This window comes from Jeotgalibacillus proteolyticus (assembly GCF_050107735.1).
Taxonomy (GTDB): Bacteria; Bacillota; Bacilli; order Bacillales; family Jeotgalibacillaceae; genus Jeotgalibacillus; species Jeotgalibacillus proteolyticus_A.
The window spans coordinates 69,034-88,333 of the sequence record NZ_JBNILO010000004.1 but is presented as its reverse complement, the minus strand read 5'-3'; the positions used below and the strand labels follow the sequence as shown (position 1 = coordinate 88,333).

The following is a 19,300-nucleotide window of genomic DNA, read 5'->3' as shown; positions in this document are numbered from 1 at the left end:
GAGAATACAATATTCTTAATAGAGAACGGATTGATCAAAAAATAGGGTGCGCTACTTATCATTGATAATGGCACCGATGATTTTTGAATGGGCTAGTTCTAATACTCTCAACGCTTCTGAAGCTTTTTCCAATTCAGTTTTAGCTCTTTTAAATAGCAGGATTACACCATCACAATAGTGAGCGAGCACTCTCGTTTCTGTGAATTCCAGTACACTTGGGGCATCAACCAATATCATGTCGTATTCCTTAACAGCTGTTTTTAACAAATCCTGCATTAACTCCGAACCGATAATCTCTGCTGGATTAAAGGAGACAGGACCGCTCGTCAGCACGTCCAGTTTTCCGATCTCTGTCCGGCTCACGGCTTCTTTCAGCGGGACCCGGTGCTTTAAGATATTTGTAATGCCCTTTGTGTTGGGCAGCTTAAAAATCGTATGTAAAACCGGACTTCTAAGATTTGCATCAATGAGGAGAATCCTTTCCTTTTGCTGTGCCATTGAAGCAGCCAGATTCGCAATGGTAATGGATTTTCCTTCACCTGTGCCGGGGGAGGCTAGTAAAAAAACTTTATTATTACTTGTTTCGGTAATAAACCTTATATTTGTCCTGATGGTTCTGAATTGATCTGAAATAAAAGAATCTGGATACAAATACGTGACAAGGTTTCTTTTTTTAGCGGTCGCTGCCGGCTGCTTTTTGTTTAATATCAACGATCTCCCCCCCTGTCTTTGTGATAGTTATTTGTTTTTTCTGGAGGAACAACTTCTTTTTATTTAAATTGGGCACAATGCCGATAACTGGTATGCCCAGAATTTCTTCCACTTCTTTTTCACGGCGGATCGTCCCATCCAGGCTCTCCAGGAAAAATGCAAGACCGACTCCTGCAAGTAATCCAATTGCTGCCGCCATGACGACACTTCTGTTTTGTGATTCATTTATAGGTGAAGGATTGACCGTCGCTTCTGACAGCAGCTGCACTTCTTCAAAAGCCAAAATGGATCTGGCACTCTCTTTAAACCTTTGAGCGGTGGCATTGGCAATTTCGGCTGCCTTCTGCGGATCCGTATCTGTCACAAGAATTTGAACGACCTGAGACTCATCAATTCTTGATACACCGATCTTGCCCGCCAGGCCTTGAGGTGATATTTGAAGCTGAAGATCTTCTATGACCTGAGCCATAATGATTGGATCTTTGATCATAACCATTAATGTTTTCATGTACTCACTATCACTTGAAATGATTACGCGGGTAGAGCTTTGAAACAAAGAAACATTATTCGATTGACTGTAGTAATATCCGGCTGTCGTCGCTGCAAGTACAACCAGTACAATAATCCATAATTTTTTTTTCAATACGTTCATATACTCCAGCAGATTGATATCTCTTACCAGAGATTTACGTATACCGCCTTCCCCCACTTAAATCACCTGCACTTTTGCATAGTATAGGAAACTCTTATTTCTTAATTAAGAACAACTATCTTAAAATTTTTTGTTTTACTTTGTTCTCTTAATAGGTACATTTTAGTTCTATATAAAGAACATGTCAACAAATTTTTTGCTTTTTCTTTCATTTTGGCGAACGGAATCGGAATATTTTCATTACCTTTATTCCTGGTAACACGGAGAGAAAGGTCTTCTTGGGAGTGGGCTTGGGCTTTGGGATTTGAGATAAGAGCTTGGCTACAAGAGAGGGATTCTTTTTAATAGCTTCAATATAAATAATAACCGGCACAAGAGAAGTCGTAGGCCCTGGCAGAGGTTCCCCAACTTGTGCAGCCATGGATCCCAGCAGAATTTTCAGCATACGGCACAGCTTTTTTTCGACAATTGCAATATAGTATTTGGGATGATTCTCATCAATATGATGATTGAATATATGAAAAAACAAAGAAAAGTATCCCAGACGATGGAAGTCTTTATGCAAACAGAATTTATCAATCTCCCAAACTCTGTCCTGATTTTCTCTAATTTCACTTAAATCAAAGAATTTGAACCGTCCCTCTACTGTACTCTCTACGTTCAAAGGGTCATAAGGAATAAATTCAATCGTACCCAGAATCGAATTCTTATCTTTTATTTCTTTTGGGCGAAGCAGCATGTAGCGGATGCCATTTTTCGCATAGGGATCATTGATCCATCTGTACTTTTTACAAAAGTATTCCCACGTTTCTTCAAAAAGCTTTTGCTGCTTCTTTGTCTTAACTACTTGAAACATTGTGCTCACCTTTTTCAATTAAGGTATGACAAAGACTTTCTTCACTTTTTAAGATTGAAAAGCCTTTGTCATCTTGAAAAAAAAATTTAAAAGATCAGCTGTCTAAAACATCTCCAGGGTTCCCGGGTTCTTCACCCGGTGGGCAATCAGGATCCCAATCGTGAATTTTTAACGTCTGAGATACATTCAATACTTCCAAAACCGGCACTTTCCATTCAGTTTTCATTTTTTCCCTCCATACTCATAGTTTATTGTTCCTAATATAGAACAATAGAGGTCAAGATGTGCGGAAGATCTTGATGAATCCCTTTCGTTCTTTATAAAGAACACACTGGAATCGTATCATCTCGCTTTTAAACTGTCAACATATTGGCTAATGAATTCCTAATCATTTGTGAATCAGAATACCTAAATAAAGCAGATCATTTTTATCCTTCTCTTCCTTTTGGTACCATATGACAAACGTTTAAGGAGATGAATAGGCAGTATGGTTAATCAAAGCAAACTTGGCAACTCCAATTTGGTTGTGAATCCAATCGGGCTAGGAACGAACGCGGTCGGCGGACATAATATTTATCCTAATTTAAGCGAAGAGACTGGAAAAGAAGTTGTTCGCACAGCGATTCAGCACGGCATTAATTTTCTGGACACTGCTTTTATTTATGGCCCTGAACGATCAGAGGAATTGATAGGTGAAGTTCTTAAAGAAGAAGGTCGCCGCGAGAGTGTTGTTCTTGCTACCAAAGGCGCACATAAATTTGTCGATGGTGAAATTATTATCGACAATTCTCCGGCATTTCTAACAGAAGCTGTTGAGAGTTCACTAAAACGTCTTCAAACAGATTATATTGATTTATTTTATATTCATTTCCCTGATGAAACTACGCCAAAGGATGAAGCAGTGGGAGCGTTAAAGGAACTGAAGGAACAGGGAAAGATCAAAAGCATTGGCGTGTCCAATTTCTCTCTTGAGCAATTAAAGGAAGCAAATAAGGACGGCTACGTAGATGTACTTCAATCAGAATATAATCTGTTTAAAAGAGACGCTGAAAAAGAGCTTCTCCCTTATACATCCGAGCATAACATTACATTCGTGCCTTATTTCCCGCTTGCAGCCGGACTTCTCGCTGGAAAGTATTCGAAGGATACAACGTTTGAGGATGGACGGGCTAATAACCCCATGTTTCAAGGCGAAGAATTTCTCCGCAATTTGGATAAGGTGGAGCAGGTGCGTAAAATTGCAGACGCAAAGGGCGTAGAGGTCGCTCATCTGGTGTTATCCTGGTATTTAACCCGCAGCTCGATTAGTGCCTTAATTCCTGGAGCAAAAACGCCTGAACAGGTTCAGGATAACTTAAAAACACTCGATGTTGAATTAACTCCAGTAGAAATTGTTAAGATTGACGAGATATTCCAATAATAGGTAATGAGTTAAACGCAATCTCCTTTTTATGAAACAGAAAATGACTATGCGCTCAGCATAGTCATTTTGTTTGGTTCAATTACGATTCATTGCAAGGGTAATGTGCAACTCCGCACCTATCTTTTCTTAGCTGCCGGATCTTTTCTGATGGTTTTATAAAACGAGGCCCCCATCAGCAGAATGACGACAGAGAATGGAAGCGCGGCAATAATCAGGAGATTCTGCAGTCCGTCGGTTCCGCCAAAATAAACGACGATCGCCGCTACTGCTGACTGCACAAGCCCCCACGTGATTTTGACGGAATTAGAAGGATTGATGGAGCCATCGGTTGTCTGCATGCCAAGTACGAACGTAGCTGAATCAGCAGAAGTGATAAAAAAGATGGCAATCACAAAAATCGTAATAATTGACATTAGTGTTCCAAGCGGATATTGCTCCAGCATGCCAAAGGTTGCGGTTTCCAGTGAGAAATCAGAAATTGCAGCAATACCTTTTTGCTCAAGATCTAATGCTGATACTCCGAAAACAGCAAAGAAGATAAAGCAGACGATAGACGGAACAAACAGCACGCCTAAAATAAATTCTTTTATTGAGCGTCCTTTTGAAATTCTGGCAATAAAAATCCCAACAAACGGTGACCAGGAAATCCACCATGCCCAATAAAAAATCGTCCAGTTGTTAATCCATGTACGATTATCCTGATTCAACGGCTCTAAATGAAAACTCATATCGAAAAAATTTGAAATGTAGCCACCGAGCGTGGTGGTAAACATATTAAGTATATAAAGCGTAGGCCCAACGATTGTTAACATCAAAAGCAAAACAAATGCCAGTCCCATATTAATATTACTAAGATATTTAATTCCTCTTCCGATCCCCGACCATGCCGATCCGATAAATAAAAGTGTAGCTACGGCAAGGACCAGTAACTGAAAGGTGAACGTTTCAGGTGTCCCGAATAAATAAGATAACCCACCGCTGATTTGAGCAGAGCCAAATCCCAATGTAGAAGCTACCCCGACAACAGTGGCAAAGACAGCCAGTGTATCGATCAGCTTGCCAGGCAGGCCTTCCATCGCTTTTTGACCAAATAACGGAATCAATGTTGCACTGATCAGTCCTTTTGATCCTTTATGAAATTTAAAATAAGCCAGGACGAGTGCTACAATCGCGTAAACTGCCCATGCGTGAATGCCCCAGTGAAAAAATGAATATTGCAATGCTTCCTGCACTGCCCGGTCAGACCCTGCTTCAGCTCCGGGCGTAGCAATAAAAGCATGCGAGATCGGTTCTGCAGTTGTCCAGAACACCAATCCCATCCCCATGCCGGCGCTAAAGAGCATGGCAAACCATGAGAGGAGAGAAAATTCCGGTTTTTCTCCCTGTTTTCCGAGCCGGATTTGACCAAAGCGTGAGAATGCGATATACGCACAGAAAATGAGCATTAGCATAATAATGACAAGATAATACCAGCCGAAGGCCTTTGAGATTTCTCCGGTAAGCGTTCCAGTTAAGTTTTCCAGCTGAGCAGGGGCAATTGCTCCCCAGGCAACCAACCCTGCACAGATCGCGAGCGAAACCCAAAATACAAGCGTTACATTTTTCACCAAAACACCTCTTTGTTTTTTTCTAACTTTCCTATGTACTAGCATTGCTTCTTCCCTATTTTCCTCCACATAAACGCTTTTCATACGAAATCTAACTTTTCTAAAAATCATATTTCAGCCAGACAATTGATACGGTATACCACTTTAACAGCAAAAAGATGTGAATTAAACAAAAAAAAAAGAAGCTGGACACATAAATAGGTCACAACCTCTCTGTTCTGTGAAATTCTCAACTTTTTCTGAGTCTATAATTTTTTAACCACTTCTTTTATATTCTCACATGAAGTAATTGCAGAAATAACCGCTACCCCCTGAGCGCCCGCACGAATCACGGCATCCGCATTATCAGGATTAATGCCGCCGATCCCTACAATAGGCAGATCAATGTTCTGTTCACGAAGTCGTTTAATCCATTCAATGCCAGCTACAGGCTTCGCATCCAGCTTTGAGGAAGTGGGAAACATAGGTCCCGCTCCAAGATAATCTACGCTGCTCAGATCACTTTTTTTCACTTCCTCGTCATTTGAGACAGACAAACCGATCATCTTATCGGGGTATTTCCTTCTCAGCTTATCTGCCGGCATATCATCCTGTCCTACATGGATTCCATCCACGTCCAGCTGGTCAGCAAGGTAAATATCATCATTAATAAAAAAGGGAATGTGATGTTCTTTGCATATTGCCCGAAGCCTCAGCCCCAACTGAAGTTTCTCTTCTTCACCCAGACATCCAACTCCTTTTTCCCGGAATTGGAAAGCTGTAATACCTGAATCAATTGCTTCCAAAAGAATTTCTTCGGGCAGTCTTTCACAGTTTTGACTGCCCATAATCAAATATTTGCGTAAAATTCTGTTTATATTCCAGTGCATTCTCATCCTCCTTCCAATTTTTCAGGGGAAAAGGACAGCGCATCTAAAAATACAGGAATAAATGTGCCCGTTCCCATCACTCCATCTTGTTTTTCAGTGTATTCAGCTGCCATGCCGTAAAAGGCAGCGGCTGCCAGACTGCTGTCCAGGGTGGAGTGTCTTGTAGTTAAACAAGCCGTTAAAATAGAACCCAGCAAACATCCAGTTCCAGTCACATTGCTTAACATCGCACTTCCGGTCCGGTTATAAACCATTTCGTTTCTATCGCTCATGACATCCGTTTCCCCGGTAACTAATGCAACTGTTTCATACGTCTCAGCAACTTTTCGAGCGATTTCGTCATGATTTCCTTTCCCTACGGAGTCTACACCTTTTATTTCCCAGGGAATATCAACAAGCCGGGCCATTTCCCCGGCATTTCCTTTAATAACGGTCGGCGTTATTTCCTTCAGAATTTGTCGAATCGCTTCCTTTCTGAACGAGGTAGCTCCTACTCCAACAGGATCAAGAACGACAGGAATGCCTTTATTATTTGCAGCTTTTCCTGCTTCAATCATGGCTTCAAGATCATTTCCCATAATGGTTCCAATATTGATCAGTACACCATCTGCATTGGAAGCCATTTCTCCGGCTTCCTCCGCCGCTTTAGCCATAATGGGAACTCCCCCAAAAGACAACAGGCCATTTGCAGTAAAATTCATTACGACCTGATTGGTTAAATGGTGAATAAGTGGTTTGTTTTGTCTGACTTCATGAATGATCGTGGAAGTCATATATGCTCTCCTCCTTCCTGATGCCCCAATGGTTAGTAGGGCCGTTGCCCTGGCCGAGAGAAAAAGAATGGCGTATAGCTGCTGTCACAAACCTCTTTGATTTTTCAACAGCCTCAGGCAGTTCCATTCCTCTGCTCAGGAATGCTGTAATGGCGGCTGAATACGTACAGCCTGTTCCGTGGGTGTTTTTTGTCTCAATTCTCTCGGAGGTATAGGTATACATAGATTCACCCTCATATAAATAATCCACTGCTTGACCTTCCATATGTCCCCCTTTAACCAGGGCAGCTCCTGCACCCAGGGTATGAACAATCTTCTTTGCTGCATCCATCATCTCATCGTGCGATTGGATGCGTTCTCCAATAAGATCTTCTGCTTCTGAGATATTAGGAGTAACCAAAGCGCTGAGCGGAACCAGTTGGTCACGCAGAAATCCTCTTGCATTTTCATTGATTAAGGGGTCTCCGCTGGTCGCAATCATCACCGGATCCATTACATAAGGCATGTTTTTATCTTTTATCCAGTCCCTTATCGTCTCCATCATATCAATATTTGCGATCATGCCGGTTTTAACAGCATGGATGGGCAGATCACTGCTGACTGCTTCAAGCTGCTGAGACAGCATATCAAGCGGCAGATGATGGACGGATTTTACACCGGTCGTGTTCTGGGCCACCACCGAGGTGATTACCGACATCCCATAAACCCGCAGCTCCTGAAAGGTTTTCAGATCGGCTTGAATTCCTGCTCCTCCGCTTGGATCCGTTCCTGCTATTGTGAGTGCGCATGCCGGATTATTCATGGACAGCAGCCTCCTTTTCCGTGATCCACTCTTCGCATGTAAAAGCCATTTCCCAGAAAGCCCATTCCAATTGACAGCTTTTGCGGAAAGCTTCCTTCATTTGCTGTTTTTCCTGCTCAGAAGCTGAATCTGCAAGAGCGTCCAGCCTTGCTCGCATTACAAGCACCACATCTTCCACCCTCTGCTCTGCGTAAAAAGTGATCCATGGATAAAACGGGTGATCCTCACTCGGGCTGTATTGTTTAATTAATTCCCTGCCAATCTCAAAATATGTCCAGGGACATGGAAGAAGGGCAGCAATAATTTCGCCAAGCGTTCCAAGCTGGGCGTGTGCCATCATATGCTTAATGTAATGATCAGCAGTTGGAGGCAGCGGATAGCCTTGCAGATCTTCATAGGAAACGCCAATTACCTCGCAGAAATTATTATGAGGATGGATTTCACTATGAAGCACAAAATCAATTTGTTTAGTAAAATAGGCAATGTCTTCACGTGAAGAAGATTTTGAAATGGCAATTCCATAGATTTTCATAAACGCATTTAAATATTCATAGTCCGCTTTTATATAATGTGCCAGGGCTTCTGCCGGTACATCACCTTTCCCAATTCCCTGAACAAACGGGTGGTCAAAAATAAGCGAAAAAATGTCTTCGTTTTCTTTTCTGAGGTCTTCTGTAAATGTCATAATAATGCCTCCTTTTTTTGAGGAAGCTGCCGGAATTCCAATTAAGCCGTGAGCATATTCGGCTGCTTCCCTACGCTGGCATAATCCAGATCAGGTCCATCAGGGTATAATCTCAGCTTCGTTAGCACCCCCAGCAGTTCCGTTTTTACTGTATTCTGATTAGTCTCTCCTGTCTGACTCTTGCAAGTACAAGCCAGCCAAGTGCCGCTCCAGTTGCACTGCTGATAAGAAACGGAGGAACGAAAAACCATGCAGCAAATGTCGTTCCCATAAGCACCTTTGCAAAAGGAACCGCAAACCAGGCTCCTATGAAACCTGTGCCAATAACTTCGCCTGCTGCTGCCCATCCTTTGCGGCCAAACCTTCTGTAGAGGATCCCCGCAAAAAGAGCACCAATCATCCCTCCTGGAAAAGCAAGCAAGGAGCCTAATCCCAGCATGTTTCTCACTAAGCCGATTAAAAAAGCAATGATGACTGCCGGGAGAGGACCCAGAATGATCGCAGCAATTACATTTACTGCATGCTGAACAGGATACGCCCGGGCAACACCAGCAGGAAACCAGATAAATTGTGCGCCCACGACGCCAATCGCCACAAACATTGCCATTACCGTCAAGCGTTTTGTCCGTGTCATTTTCTCCCTCCAATCGATTCAGCAAAACAAAAAAGCCAGACCCACAGAAGGACCTGACTTGAAGTAGTAGATGAATTGGACAATGGATCGTCCGACTACTTCCCTACGCTGGTACTAACCAGATCAGGTCCATAAGGGTCGGAAAATTCGTTTTCCTCTCAGCCCGCGATTTTCGGGCCCCCCTAGTAGTGATTGAATCTATGCACTTAAACGAGCTGGGTTCATCATAACAAAACATCGTAAAATTGGCAATAAATCCAAAGTGAGGAAGTGCTTTTTACTGTAAAAAGTTACTTGAATATGAAAAAGAAGGTTATATACTTATAGGTAGGCTGCATCACAGGAAAAGTATTTTACCCTAATGTCTACTTAATGAAAGACAGCCTTCATAAGGAGCGAAGAGACGATGAAAAAAAATATAATTTTACTTGATATCCTTTGCTATGGAGTTATCCCATTTCTTATTTGGAACCAGGGACGGGACTTACTTGGAGACTATTGGGCTATTATCCTCTCAACTGTCCCCGCAATCATTTATACAGTCATACGTTTTTTTGTAGAGCGGCAATTTAATATTGCAGGGATCTTTATTGTTACGTCCCTATTGATCAGCACTACTGTAAATCTATTGTCAGAGAATGCTCTTTCCATGCTGTGGAACCAGGTTTATTTAGGCTTCTCATTTGCCGGTCTGTACCTGCTGTCGATTCTTTTTAAAAAACCTCTCGCCTTGTATTTCATGGTGGACATCGCATTTCTCCAGGGATATCCACGAGAGGGATGCAAAGCACTTTTTAAAGAAAAAGGATTATTTATCTGGTTTCAGCTTTTAACGGCATTCTTTGTCTTACGGGGAGTCACGCAGAACTCGCTAAAAGCCTGGCTCATCGATACGTATGGCGCAGATGGCTATGGTCAGGTCATTATCTACATGAACATTTCCGGCTGGATCTTCAGTGCCCTGATTGCAGCAGGCTATTTTTTCATCGGATCAAAAATCACCCGGCACCTCGCAGAAAAAAATGAAGAGGAGATCCCTCCCCCAAATAGTGAAACGGTTTAGGCAGTTGAAGTACCGTAATGGTATTTTTCAGACGAGCCACACAAGGTATGCAAATGGTTTTTGGGACATGGGATGCTTGCTACATTATGGACTTTGGCAAATTTAGTTGATTCAAAGTCTTAATCTTGAGGGGACTAGCACAGGGGATTTACTTAGAGAGAACAAAAAATTATTGATTTGCTCATTCCTCATTCCGCTGCAAGTATTACTGCTTAAATTACAGGTAAACCAGTAGTTCCAAGTAAATCAGTAGCATCATTTTCTCTTGAATTTATTTTTGATAATGAAGATGGGGAGAATCTTAAAAAGTTATAATATAGGAGATTGACTATGTTAAAATTACTGGAAGCAGATGAACCTCCATCCTGCAGGATATGACGGCAAGCTGAGACTTTAACAGGGCAGCGCCCTGAAAAGGCTCAGCGCCGTCCCTGCGGAAAGCGCCGCCTGAAGCGAAGGGAACCGATCAAAGTGCCTGAGACACTTTTATCCCAGGCCTTTTTTATGCTATTTTCCAGTGAAATTAGTTCAGTTTATTCATAGATATGATCAACTTCATTTAAATAAATGATGCAAGAGCCTCTCCCTGTCTTCAAAAAACTGTTTCATAATCGTATAATGCTCGGTCTCCTCAAGCATCTGCTCCTTTAACCCTTCAGATGTCAGCTGATAAATACAAGCATCCGGATGAGCCATCAATAAAGGAGAGTGTGTGGCAATCACAAATTGCGAACCCTGCTCCACCAGCTCATTGATCCGGCTCAGCATGGATAATTGCCTTAATGGAGGCAGTGCGGCTTCAGGCTCATCAAGAATATACAAACCCTCTCCCCGAAAACGGTGAAGAAAAGCTGCAAAAAATGATTCACCGTGAGACTGTTCATGCAGCGAAACTCCTCCAAAGCTATCAATGATTCTTCTTCCGGCAAGTGGATCACGGTCCATTTCTTCAATATTTGTGGCTACGTTATAAAAGGTTTCCGCCCGAAAAAAGAAACTGTCCTGAGGTCTGAGGACCCCTTTTCCCACCCGCAGATAATCATGAAGGGGAGAATGGGAATCATAGCTTGAGAAATTAAAATTGAGCGATCCCCCTTCAGCATTAAACCCCAATGCTACTGCCAGCCCTTCTAGCAGCGTTGATTTCCCCATTCCGTTCTCCCCCATAATGTAGGTAATATTAGGGTGGAATTGGAGTGAATCAAGCATTCGGACGGCAGGAAGATTAAAAGGAAATTCATCAAACGACGGTACTTCGTTTCTTTTCACATATAGATTTTTTAAAAATTGATCTTCTTTTGTTAATTTCCCCAACGTGATCCTCCCTATCGGTCAGTAAATTGATCAAAAAACGCCAGCACTTTGCGGTACACCTGAATTTCATTCTCTTTTTTCGAAAACCCATGACCTTCATCCTCAAGCACAAGGTACTCGACATCTCTTCCTTTATCCTTTAATGCCTTAACGATTTGATCTGATTCTGCTTTTACCACACGAGGATCTTTAGCCCCCTGTATGACGAGCATCGGCTTTGTCATATGCTCGAGATAGTGAATCGGGGAGTCTTCAGTTAATTTCCCTTTGTCTTCTTCAGGATCCCCTATCCACTGCTTCATCAGCGGCTTCCAATGTTCAGGTACGGAGTCAATAAAGCTGAACAGATTGCATGGGCCAAAAATATCGACTACTGCTTTGAAATATTCAGCGTGTCTGCCATGCAGCAGCAGAGCCATATAACCGCCGTAACTTCCCCCCATTAATAAAATTCTGTCACGATCAGCCAATCCCTGCTCTATGAGATATTCCAGACCAGATACATTGTCAAGCCGCGGGCCATAACCCCAGTCGCCCTCAACCATCTTTGAAAAAGCAAGCCCATAGCCTGTAGATCCTCTGAAGTTTGGCGCAAAAATGCTGTAGCCTCGGTGTACCAGAAATTGAAACAGGGAACGGAATGTAGCACGTTCTGCTGCCTGAGGACCTCCATGCGGCCATAGGATTACGTGTCCATTGCTGACCTCTTCTTTTGCTTTGAAGAACTGAGCTTCAATTTCCAGGCCGTCAAATGAAGGGTAGGAGAGTACGTCAGGTTCGATTAACTCTTCTTCATGAACGCCAGGGACTCCGTATTGTGTGAGTGACTTCCACTCGCCATTTTTTCGCTGATAAAGATTGGAGGGACGAGTAGCAGATCGTGCATTTACATAAAGATTACCTGTGTCAGATATCAAGAATTCTTCAATAACACTCCCAGGAAAATCCACTTCTTTAATCGACTCATCCTCTAAAAAGACCTGAAACAGATGATCGCGTACGCCCTGCTCTGATACGATGTAAAGGTAGCCGGAAGATTTATCATAGTGAAGCTCTGTGAAGTCCTGCTCTTCAACCTCAACGACTTTGGTAAATTCTTTTGTTTTCAAATTAAATTTAGCTAGATAGGAAAAGTCAGCATCATAATTTGTTAAAAGATAAACATCAGTTTCAGAAACGAAAACAGCTCCTGAAACGGTGTGCTGCTTCTTTGTCTCAGGCGTCAAAAGCACATCTTCTTCTTCATGTCTTGCCCAAGCAAGTATATATGTATTGGCAAAGTGCTTAGAATAAATAAAGGTTTTTTCATCTGGACTCATTGCACTTAAATACGTTGCGATGTCTTGGCCGTGAAGAATAATTTCTTCATCCCCTGTTTCAAGATCATAGCAATAGGCTTTTAAAAAGGTTTGGTCATCTTTATTTGAGGTGTAATATAGTCTTTTTCCATCATCTGATGCCTTTAGAGTCATATGACGCACATTATCCTGCTTTCGGATGGGTTTCAATTCCCCTCCAGCAGGCGGCAATGCATAAATCTGGCCGTTTTCATCTCCGTCATGATCGATTACAGCCAGTATAAACCGTCCGTTTTTGTCATATTTTATCTCAGAGCAGCTTTGGTTATAAAAGCTTAAAGGGTATGGAAATGTATTAGGAAGATCCATAGCCCATAGATTGTATTTTCCATTTAAATTGGTGCTGAATACAAGCTGTGATTCGTCTGGACTTACAGCAAAGGCTTCAATTCCAAACGTTTGAAAAAAATTCTCTACATCAGGCTTCGGAAAAGCGATCATTTTCAATTGTCCTCCTAAACTATATTTCGTTCTCTTACTAAATGTTCTCTATTTTCTTCCCAATCCCTGCCTTTATTCGGTTTTTCTTCTAACAGAGAGCTTACAGAAAACAAATAGATTGAATTATTCTCCCTCTCGCTGTATAAATAAAGAGAAAATAAATTATCGTTCCATCTTCAGGGCAGGGTGCAATTCCCGACCTGCGGTAAAATTTGTTTGAGCCCGCGAGCGAGTAGATTCTACTTGCTGACTCCGTGGAAACCGGAGGCCGACAGTAACAGTCTGGATGGGAGAAGATGGAGGCATTATGGCGGGGGTTCCTTTCACGGATGACAACCCTCTGTTTTGTGCTGACTTCTCCCCTTCTAACCTCTATAGATGGGGAGTTTGTATTTGGCGTATTTTTTATGATTCTGTTTCATAGACTAAATTGCCCGGCATCTCAGAAAACACTAAATCGTTTTTCCTGTAAAAAGAGCCTGCTGCCATGAGCTAAAACTTCTTAGAGTGGAACGAAGGAATAGGAGAAATTCGTATGAAAAACACTCAAATGCTAGTGAAGTTATCGATGTTTAGTTCCATTGCCTTTATTTTAATGCTGTTAAATTTCCCTCTTCCGTTTCTTCCGGATTACTTGAAAATCGACTTTAGCGATGTACCGGCTTTACTAGCGGCCATCCTATTTTCGCCAATGGCAGGAGTTGTGGTTGAAGCTCTAAAAAATGTTTTATACTACCTGTTTAGAGGAAGCGGCATCCCAATAGGCGAGCTATCAAACTTTATTGCCGGCTGTGCTTTTATTCTCCCGGTTGCATACTTTTACCATAAAAGAAAATCAAAGAACGCATTAGCAAAAGGATTAATTTCCGGCACTGTTACGATGGCACTCCTGCTTGTTGTGTTGAATTATTTCTTTATCCTTCCCGCGTACGCATGGTTCTTCGGGATGGATTACATGCTTGACCCCGCTGTTAAATGGTATACAGCAGTGGCCTTTATTCTTCCATTTAACTTAATTAAAGGGCTTTTTATCACTGCATTGTTTCTGCCGCTTTTTATAAAGTTAAAGCCCTGGATCCAGCAAAATCAGGTTCAGATCAGATAATAAAAACAGGTGCCGGCCACTTCACATGAAAATGTGAAGTGGCCGGCACCTTTAAATGTTATACTTGAGAAAAAACAGGAGGATTCATCTATGAAACAGGATTTAATTCAACGTTTAACTACATATGTAAAAATTGATACACAATCAGATCCGCGAGAATCGTCTACTCCTTCCACTGCTAAACAGTGGGATTTGCTTAACCTGCTCGCAGAAGAATTAAAGGAAATTGGGATGGATGAAGTTTCAATTGATGAAAATGGCTATCTAATGGCCACACTCCCATCCAATACAGAAAAACCGATACCTACAATCGGATTCTTGGCTCATGTAGATACCGCTACAGATTTTACCGGTACAAATGTTCAGCCCCAGATCGTTGAAAAGTATGAAGGCACTGACCTGTTATTAAATGAAAAGCTGAATATTGTCCTTTCTTTAAGAGAATTCCCGGAGCTGTCTAATTATATTGGTCATACCTTGATCACGACAGACGGCACCACTTTACTTGGCGCAGATAATAAAGCTGGTATTAGTGAAATTATGACGGCCATGCACTATTTACTTCAGCATCCAGAAATTAAGCACGGAAAAATCAGAGTGGCTTTCACTCCTGATGAAGAAATTGGCCGTGGACCGCACAAATTTGACGTGGAAGCGTTCGGAGCAAAGTATGCATATACAGTAGACGGAGGACCTCTTGGGGAACTTCAATTTGAAAGCTTCAATGCTGCAGGGGCTCGCGTGGTTATTAACGGCACAAATGTCCATCCAGGTACTGCAAAAAATAAAATGGTCAATTCTATAAAAATTGCGATGGAATTGAATCGAATGCTGCCGCTTGATGAGGCACCAGAGTTCACAGCAGGATATGAAGGATTTTTTCATTTGATGAACTTAGACGGAAGTGTCGAAAAGACAGTAATGGATTATATTATCCGTGACCATGACAGGGTAAAGTTTGACGAACGCAAAAAGCTGCTGACACGTGTAGTTAATGAAGTAAATGCAAAGCATGGCAGCGGTACTGTTACGCTTGAAATTGAAGATCAATACTATAATATGGGTGAAAAAATTGAACCCGTTCGACATATTGTCGATATTGCTCAAAAAGCAATGAACCGACTGGATATTCCGGCCATTATCGAGCCGATTCGCGGAGGCACAGATGGATCTCAACTCTCCTATATGGGCCTTCCAACCCCCAACATTTTTACAGGCGGCGAAAACTTTCATGGCAAGTATGAATATATCTCAGTAGACAATATGGAAAAAGCGACTCATACTATTATTGAAATTGTTAAGCTGTTTGAATCTGAAGGCGCTGAATAAACCATTATTCCTAAATAATCTTTTTAGTTTCACCAATAAGACAGGTAATTTGATAAAGGGGCTTGCAAAGTCCCTTTTCCTATTATGAGCAATTTGAAATGGAGATGTTTACATAATGAATCTACGTAAACTGGATTTAGTTTTCAGTGTAATTTTATTGTTAAATGCAATTCGCATTTTTTATATAATCGTAACAGCCGAGGACCCTAAGCCGGTGGATTACCTGGTTCTGTTTTTCTCCACTTTAGGTGCAGTCATTTTATTTATGAATAGCAGAAGAAGTAAGCATAAAAAGGAAAACGATTAAAATATAAATATACATTCTTCATTATATTGGAATTTAATAAACAAAAAGGCATATATTTTGTTAATATATGCCTTTTTGTTTATTTATAATGTATGACCAGCTTTTCGATCACATCATTTATTCATGCGATCTAAAAATCCGCCTAGAAGATCACCGATATTTTCTATCTTCTCTTCCCCTGGATCCTGTTTTCGTTCATCGGCCTCTTTTTTTGCAGCATCCCAGTCAAAGTCCATGAGATCATCCTCACTCGAACCAGTACTTGAAGCAGCGTGTTCCTGTGACTGTTCATCTGGTGGAATCTCATATTCTCTCGATATCCCGGCCTCAGAAGCACGTCTCCTTTGAGTCGATTCCTGGAGATAGAGCGCTTCATCAATGTCTAAAGATGTACTATTCATAGAAGCCAGAATCGCTGTTGCCCGAACAGGGTCAGATAGGAGCTGATAGATTATATTCCCAAGCAGCGCTTCAGAGTGCGAATGGCGGATCCACGAGCGCTGTTCTTTGCTTAACGCTCTTGGAAGCGGTACTGAGACCGTCTCACGCTCCTTGGACTGACGCTGGCTGCCTACCCCTTCCAAAACGAACTCAGCAATCTTGCTTGAGAAATTTCTCCGCTCTGCTTCTTTTATCTTTTGCAGCTCTCTAATGAGGTGGTCTGGAGTATCAGAGGGAAGGCGAAAGGTAATCGCCTGCCCTCTTTTAATTCCATCAGAATTACTCATAGGAAGCCCCTATTACTTAACAGCTGCTTTTTTCTCTTTTGGATCTTGCGCAGCTGCTTTATTATTTTTTCGATCAAAATCAGAAATCAGTTTGTAATATGCATTGGCCATCATCCAGATGCTCTCTTTTTCGTCCTCGAAGAACTCAATATTGTAGCCATCCAGATTATTATTTAACGTTTTAATATATTCCTTAAGAACCATTGCTCCTCCTCCAACGAAGTAGCAAATTTCCGTTTGGGAATTCTTCTGCCACACGTTGCGGAGGTGACGGTACTCTTTCTTTGCCAGGTCAAGCAAAATACGGTCAGTGATATCATGAACGCTTGTCCGGCTGCCTTTCACCATAATGTGGTTGCGATCATTTTTCTTTGTAATGATATCGACTACGTCACGACGTGTATCAAGCTCTACACCGTGCTTCGTTCGAATTTCTTCACGGATGGCTTCCAAAGACTCAGAAACCCCTAAATTAAAGCCCTGTGCCTTATCGTCATCAACATTCCGGTTTCTTATCACCGCGATATCTGTTGATAAGCCTCCAATATCCTGTATCAGGATCTGTTTATCGATTAGATCACGATTTGTTATATTGCCGTCATTATCCATTACCAGATTAATAAATGCCGCAAACCCCTCAGGATACACTTTAACTTCTTCGAATCTAATATTTACTTTCTGTCCCTGGAATTTCGGCGTTACCAAAAACTCCACCTGGTGAACAGAACCTAATAGCTGCGAGCGGAAACCAACATCTTTGCCTTCTTTTACTTCTCTTAAAGGCAATCCGGTTCCAAGTGTATAGCTAGCGTCTATTACATTGTTATTCTTCTTAAATTGCATAGGATTATTGGGTCTGACAGCATCCAGCGCCAGTGTTGCAAACAGCATAACCAGTGACTGATCTTCTTCTGATTTACTGCTTCCCGGGTCTAACTCCATTGCATTATCACTTTTAGTTGCTAGGTTACCCACACGATAAATGGCATTGTTATCCTTTAAAGCAGGGGAGTGGACACGAATATGAATACCATCTACTGGATTCTTTTCGTTTAAATCCTCAATGCCGATTACCGGGCGGTCTTCACGGTCTCTTGCAATAACATTCGGAATATTTAATTCATAATCCGTTTTTCCAAAAAGGGCCTTAACAGAATCATTTCCTACATCAATTGCTGCAATTCTAGAGTTACTCATCAAATCATTCCTCTCATTGATACATTTTATGGTTTTCTGTGTTTCTTTTACCACTATAGTTAAGATTATAGAAAAGAAGGAAAATCGTCAATCATTCATTAGTCGTGTTCTATTTTTAATAGTTGTGTACAATTATGTTTACATGATTACAAATCTGTACGCATACCGTTATAAAGGGTTGTATACATTTTTGTTTACACGTTTACTTATTTGTTTACACTATGTGTACATAATTGTTTACATGTTTACATTTTCGTACACATTGTTATAGCACTTCAAAATGCCCCCTTTAACATTAGTAGAGTGGCACTAAAATACCCGTTGCCTTATTAAGAAATTTGGCATAATATGAAAAGTTGCTAGAAAAACAGAAACTAGTGATTTATAGTTGTTATTTCGAAATGAAAGATTTTATTTTATGTAATAGAAAGAAAGGAGGGGTACCTTGAAAAAACACTATGTTGTACTGTTCTTATGTATGGCTCCCCTATTTTGGGCTGGAAATTATGTATTTGGAGAATACGTTGTTCACGAAACAACGCCTTTAACGATGACTTTCATAAGATGGAGTATTGCGCTTGTTATTCTGATCCCGTTGGCGCAATGGATTGAGAAACCAAAATGGAGTGCTGTCTTAAAAGAATGGAAGTTTCTAATGCTGATGGCCGGTTTAGGCATTATAGGCTACAATTTTCTTTTGTATGAGGCTTTACGCTGGACCAGCCCAGTCAATGCATCACTGGTCAATTCAATAAGCCCTGTCCTGATTGCACTCCTGTCTGCTCTTCTAATGAGGGAGCGATTGACCAGGCAAACGGTTCTCGGGCTGCTCATATCCTTTAGCGGAGTCTTGCTTGTACTATCGAAAGGGAGTTTGTTCCAATTAATAACAATTCAGTTTAACATCGGTGATCTAATCATGCTTTCAGCCGTTTTACTGTGGTCTTTGTATTCAATTTTAGGCAGAGTTAAAGCCGGTATACCTCCCATTGCCTCTTTAACTGTCTCAGCAGCTATTGGACTTATACTTATTACACCAGCAGTCGTTTATATAGGACTCCCAGAAACGTTAAGCACACAAGGGAAGCTGGGACTCCTCTACATGGGTTTATTCCCCAGTGTAGGAGCGTTTGTATTTTGGAATATCTCTTTGCGGCATACGAATGCATCCGGTGTAGGAATCTATCTCTATTTAATTCCTGTGTTTACAGCAATTATCAGCTTAATTTTGGGAGAAACAATTACCTGGGTGCAGATTGCAGGAGGAATTCTAGTTTTTATAGGGGTTTACTTAAACACAAAAGTGCAGAGAAGAATCAAGCTGGCATAACTAGCGAGACTAACTTTAGAAACCAAAAATCTTAATAGGAGTTAAATGGAAATTAATCATTTAATATATAAATTTTTTTACATATTTTAATATATTATTTATTTATTTATTAATAT

At 41.3% G+C, this 19,300-nt stretch carries 20 protein-coding genes and 3 riboswitches; of the genes, 6 read left to right on the top strand and 14 right to left on the bottom strand.

All coding sequences use genetic code 11. The features are described 5' to 3' along the window. Positions 1-51 precede the first annotated feature (51 nt). From ACQCT8_RS07950 to ACQCT8_RS07935, 4 genes are all read right to left on the bottom strand, one after another. Positions 52-711 carry a CpsD/CapB family tyrosine-protein kinase gene (locus ACQCT8_RS07950; protein ID WP_426870027.1) on the bottom strand — a complete coding sequence of 220 codons (660 nt, stop codon included), beginning with the start codon at positions 709-711 and terminating at the stop codon, positions 52-54. After that, positions 674-1,420: a YveK family protein gene (locus tag ACQCT8_RS07945; protein ID WP_426870026.1), complete on the bottom strand. Its 747-nt coding sequence runs from the start codon at positions 1,418-1,420 to the stop codon at positions 674-676. The genes ACQCT8_RS07950 and ACQCT8_RS07945 overlap by 38 nt, the downstream gene beginning before the upstream one ends. Before the next feature lie 151 nt (positions 1,421-1,571). Continuing rightward, positions 1,572-2,219 (bottom strand): hypothetical protein, encoded by a 648-nt coding sequence (locus ACQCT8_RS07940; RefSeq protein ID WP_426870025.1) that lies wholly within the window; start codon positions 2,217-2,219, stop codon positions 1,572-1,574. Between the two features lie 94 nt (positions 2,220-2,313). After that, positions 2,314-2,445, bottom strand: coding sequence for a paeninodin family lasso peptide (locus ACQCT8_RS07935; protein ID WP_426870024.1), 132 nt, complete (start codon positions 2,443-2,445; stop codon positions 2,314-2,316). A gap of 261 nt (positions 2,446-2,706) precedes the next feature. On the opposite strand from ACQCT8_RS07935, the gene ACQCT8_RS07930 reads away from it, so the two are divergent. Beyond that, a complete protein-coding gene (locus ACQCT8_RS07930) occupies positions 2,707-3,639 on the top strand; it encodes an aldo/keto reductase (RefSeq protein ID WP_426870023.1) in 933 nt (310 codons plus the stop codon). Positions 3,640-3,758: 119 nt separating this feature from the next. On the opposite strand, the gene ACQCT8_RS07925 is transcribed toward ACQCT8_RS07930, so the two are convergent. The 6 genes from ACQCT8_RS07925 to thiW form a co-directional block, all read right to left on the bottom strand. After that, entirely contained in the window at positions 3,759-5,249 is a 1,491-nt protein-coding gene (locus ACQCT8_RS07925; protein WP_426870022.1) for a BCCT family transporter, read from the bottom strand. A 245-nt stretch (positions 5,250-5,494) separates the two neighbouring features. Beyond that, entirely contained in the window at positions 5,495-6,118 is a 624-nt protein-coding gene (gene thiE, locus ACQCT8_RS07920; RefSeq protein ID WP_426870021.1) for a thiamine phosphate synthase, read from the bottom strand. A gap of 2 nt (positions 6,119-6,120) precedes the next feature. Continuing rightward, positions 6,121-6,891, bottom strand: a complete 771-nt coding sequence (thiM, locus tag ACQCT8_RS07915; RefSeq protein ID WP_426870020.1) for a hydroxyethylthiazole kinase — start codon at positions 6,889-6,891, stop codon at positions 6,121-6,123. Beyond that, entirely contained in the window at positions 6,869-7,693 is an 825-nt protein-coding gene (gene thiD / locus ACQCT8_RS07910; protein WP_426870019.1) for a bifunctional hydroxymethylpyrimidine kinase/phosphomethylpyrimidine kinase, read from the bottom strand. The genes thiM and thiD overlap by 23 nt, the downstream gene beginning before the upstream one ends. Further along, positions 7,686-8,378: a thiaminase II gene (tenA, locus tag ACQCT8_RS07905; protein ID WP_426870018.1), complete on the bottom strand. Its 693-nt coding sequence runs from the start codon at positions 8,376-8,378 to the stop codon at positions 7,686-7,688. The genes thiD and tenA overlap by 8 nt, the downstream gene beginning before the upstream one ends. 50 nt (positions 8,379-8,428) lie before the next feature. Further along, positions 8,429-8,520: riboswitch (TPP riboswitch) on the bottom strand. 3 nt (positions 8,521-8,523) lie between these two features. Beyond that, positions 8,524-9,012, bottom strand: coding sequence for an energy coupling factor transporter S component ThiW (thiW, locus tag ACQCT8_RS07900; RefSeq protein ID WP_426870016.1), 489 nt, complete (start codon positions 9,010-9,012; stop codon positions 8,524-8,526). An 83-nt stretch (positions 9,013-9,095) separates the two neighbouring features. Next, positions 9,096-9,206, bottom strand: a riboswitch (TPP riboswitch). Between the two features lie 212 nt (positions 9,207-9,418). Between thiW and ACQCT8_RS07895 the strand changes: the two genes are divergently transcribed. Beyond that, the gene (locus ACQCT8_RS07895; RefSeq protein WP_426870014.1) at positions 9,419-10,075 is read left to right on the top strand and encodes a VC0807 family protein; all 657 of its coding nucleotides are present in this window, start codon (positions 9,419-9,421) and stop codon (positions 10,073-10,075) included. A gap of 555 nt (positions 10,076-10,630) precedes the next feature. Here ACQCT8_RS07895 and ACQCT8_RS07890 read toward each other — a convergent pair. Both ACQCT8_RS07890 and ACQCT8_RS07885 read right to left on the bottom strand, forming a co-directional pair. Continuing rightward, complete coding sequence (locus ACQCT8_RS07890) at positions 10,631-11,389, bottom strand: AAA family ATPase (protein ID WP_426870012.1); 759 nt, start codon at positions 11,387-11,389, stop codon at positions 10,631-10,633. An 11-nt stretch (positions 11,390-11,400) separates the two neighbouring features. Then, positions 11,401-13,188, bottom strand: a complete 1,788-nt coding sequence (locus ACQCT8_RS07885) for a S9 family peptidase (RefSeq protein ID WP_426870010.1) — start codon at positions 13,186-13,188, stop codon at positions 11,401-11,403. A gap of 168 nt (positions 13,189-13,356) precedes the next feature. Continuing rightward, positions 13,357-13,490: riboswitch (FMN riboswitch) on the top strand. Between the two features lie 233 nt (positions 13,491-13,723). On the opposite strand from ACQCT8_RS07885, the gene ACQCT8_RS07880 reads away from it, so the two are divergent. The 3 genes from ACQCT8_RS07880 to ACQCT8_RS07870 all read left to right on the top strand — a co-directional run bounded on the left by ACQCT8_RS07880 (position 13,724) and on the right by ACQCT8_RS07870 (position 15,929). Continuing rightward, positions 13,724-14,293 carry an ECF transporter S component gene (locus ACQCT8_RS07880; RefSeq protein WP_426870008.1) on the top strand — a complete coding sequence of 190 codons (570 nt, stop codon included), beginning with the start codon at positions 13,724-13,726 and terminating at the stop codon, positions 14,291-14,293. 90 nt (positions 14,294-14,383) lie between these two features. Further along, on the top strand, positions 14,384-15,622 hold the full coding sequence (gene pepT, locus ACQCT8_RS07875; RefSeq protein WP_426870006.1) for a peptidase T: 1,239 nt from the start codon (positions 14,384-14,386) through the stop codon (positions 15,620-15,622). A gap of 115 nt (positions 15,623-15,737) precedes the next feature. Next, entirely contained in the window at positions 15,738-15,929 is a 192-nt protein-coding gene (locus ACQCT8_RS07870) for a hypothetical protein (protein WP_426870004.1), read from the top strand. A gap of 113 nt (positions 15,930-16,042) precedes the next feature. On the opposite strand, the gene ACQCT8_RS07865 is transcribed toward ACQCT8_RS07870, so the two are convergent. Then, entirely contained in the window at positions 16,043-16,657 is a 615-nt protein-coding gene (locus ACQCT8_RS07865) for a hypothetical protein (protein WP_426870002.1), read from the bottom strand. A 12-nt stretch (positions 16,658-16,669) separates the two neighbouring features. Further along, complete coding sequence (locus ACQCT8_RS07860; RefSeq protein WP_426870001.1) at positions 16,670-17,854, bottom strand: ParM/StbA family protein; 1,185 nt, start codon at positions 17,852-17,854, stop codon at positions 16,670-16,672. 445 nt (positions 17,855-18,299) lie between these two features. Here ACQCT8_RS07860 and ACQCT8_RS07855 point away from each other — a divergent pair, with 445 nt between their 5' ends. Beyond that, positions 18,300-19,184, top strand: coding sequence for a DMT family transporter (locus tag ACQCT8_RS07855; RefSeq protein WP_426869999.1), 885 nt, complete (start codon positions 18,300-18,302; stop codon positions 19,182-19,184). Positions 19,185-19,300 lie beyond the last annotated feature (116 nt).

Coding starts and splice junctions, on each gene's coding strand:
- thiD (WP_426870019.1), bottom strand. CDS start 7,693: ATGAATAATCCGGCATGCGCACTCACAATAGCAGGAACGGATCCAAGC.
- ACQCT8_RS07895 (WP_426870014.1), top strand. CDS start 9,419: ATGAAAAAAAATATAATTTTACTTGATATCCTTTGCTATGGAGTTATC.
- ACQCT8_RS07870 (WP_426870004.1), top strand. CDS start 15,738: ATGAATCTACGTAAACTGGATTTAGTTTTCAGTGTAATTTTATTGTTA.
- pepT (WP_426870006.1), top strand. CDS start 14,384: ATGAAACAGGATTTAATTCAACGTTTAACTACATATGTAAAAATTGAT.
- ACQCT8_RS07860 (WP_426870001.1), bottom strand. CDS start 17,854: ATGAGTAACTCTAGAATTGCAGCAATTGATGTAGGAAATGATTCTGTT.
- ACQCT8_RS07930 (WP_426870023.1), top strand. CDS start 2,707: ATGGTTAATCAAAGCAAACTTGGCAACTCCAATTTGGTTGTGAATCCA.
- thiM (WP_426870020.1), bottom strand. CDS start 6,891: ATGACTTCCACGATCATTCATGAAGTCAGACAAAACAAACCACTTATT.
- thiW (WP_426870016.1), bottom strand. CDS start 9,012: ATGACACGGACAAAACGCTTGACGGTAATGGCAATGTTTGTGGCGATT.
- ACQCT8_RS07880 (WP_426870008.1), top strand. CDS start 13,724: ATGAAAAACACTCAAATGCTAGTGAAGTTATCGATGTTTAGTTCCATT.
- thiE (WP_426870021.1), bottom strand. CDS start 6,118: ATGCACTGGAATATAAACAGAATTTTACGCAAATATTTGATTATGGGC.
- ACQCT8_RS07940 (WP_426870025.1), bottom strand. CDS start 2,219: ATGTTTCAAGTAGTTAAGACAAAGAAGCAGCAAAAGCTTTTTGAAGAA.
- ACQCT8_RS07885 (WP_426870010.1), bottom strand. CDS start 13,188: ATGATCGCTTTTCCGAAGCCTGATGTAGAGAATTTTTTTCAAACGTTT.
- ACQCT8_RS07935 (WP_426870024.1), bottom strand. CDS start 2,445: ATGAAAACTGAATGGAAAGTGCCGGTTTTGGAAGTATTGAATGTATCT.
- tenA (WP_426870018.1), bottom strand. CDS start 8,378: ATGACATTTACAGAAGACCTCAGAAAAGAAAACGAAGACATTTTTTCG.
- ACQCT8_RS07865 (WP_426870002.1), bottom strand. CDS start 16,657: ATGAGTAATTCTGATGGAATTAAAAGAGGGCAGGCGATTACCTTTCGC.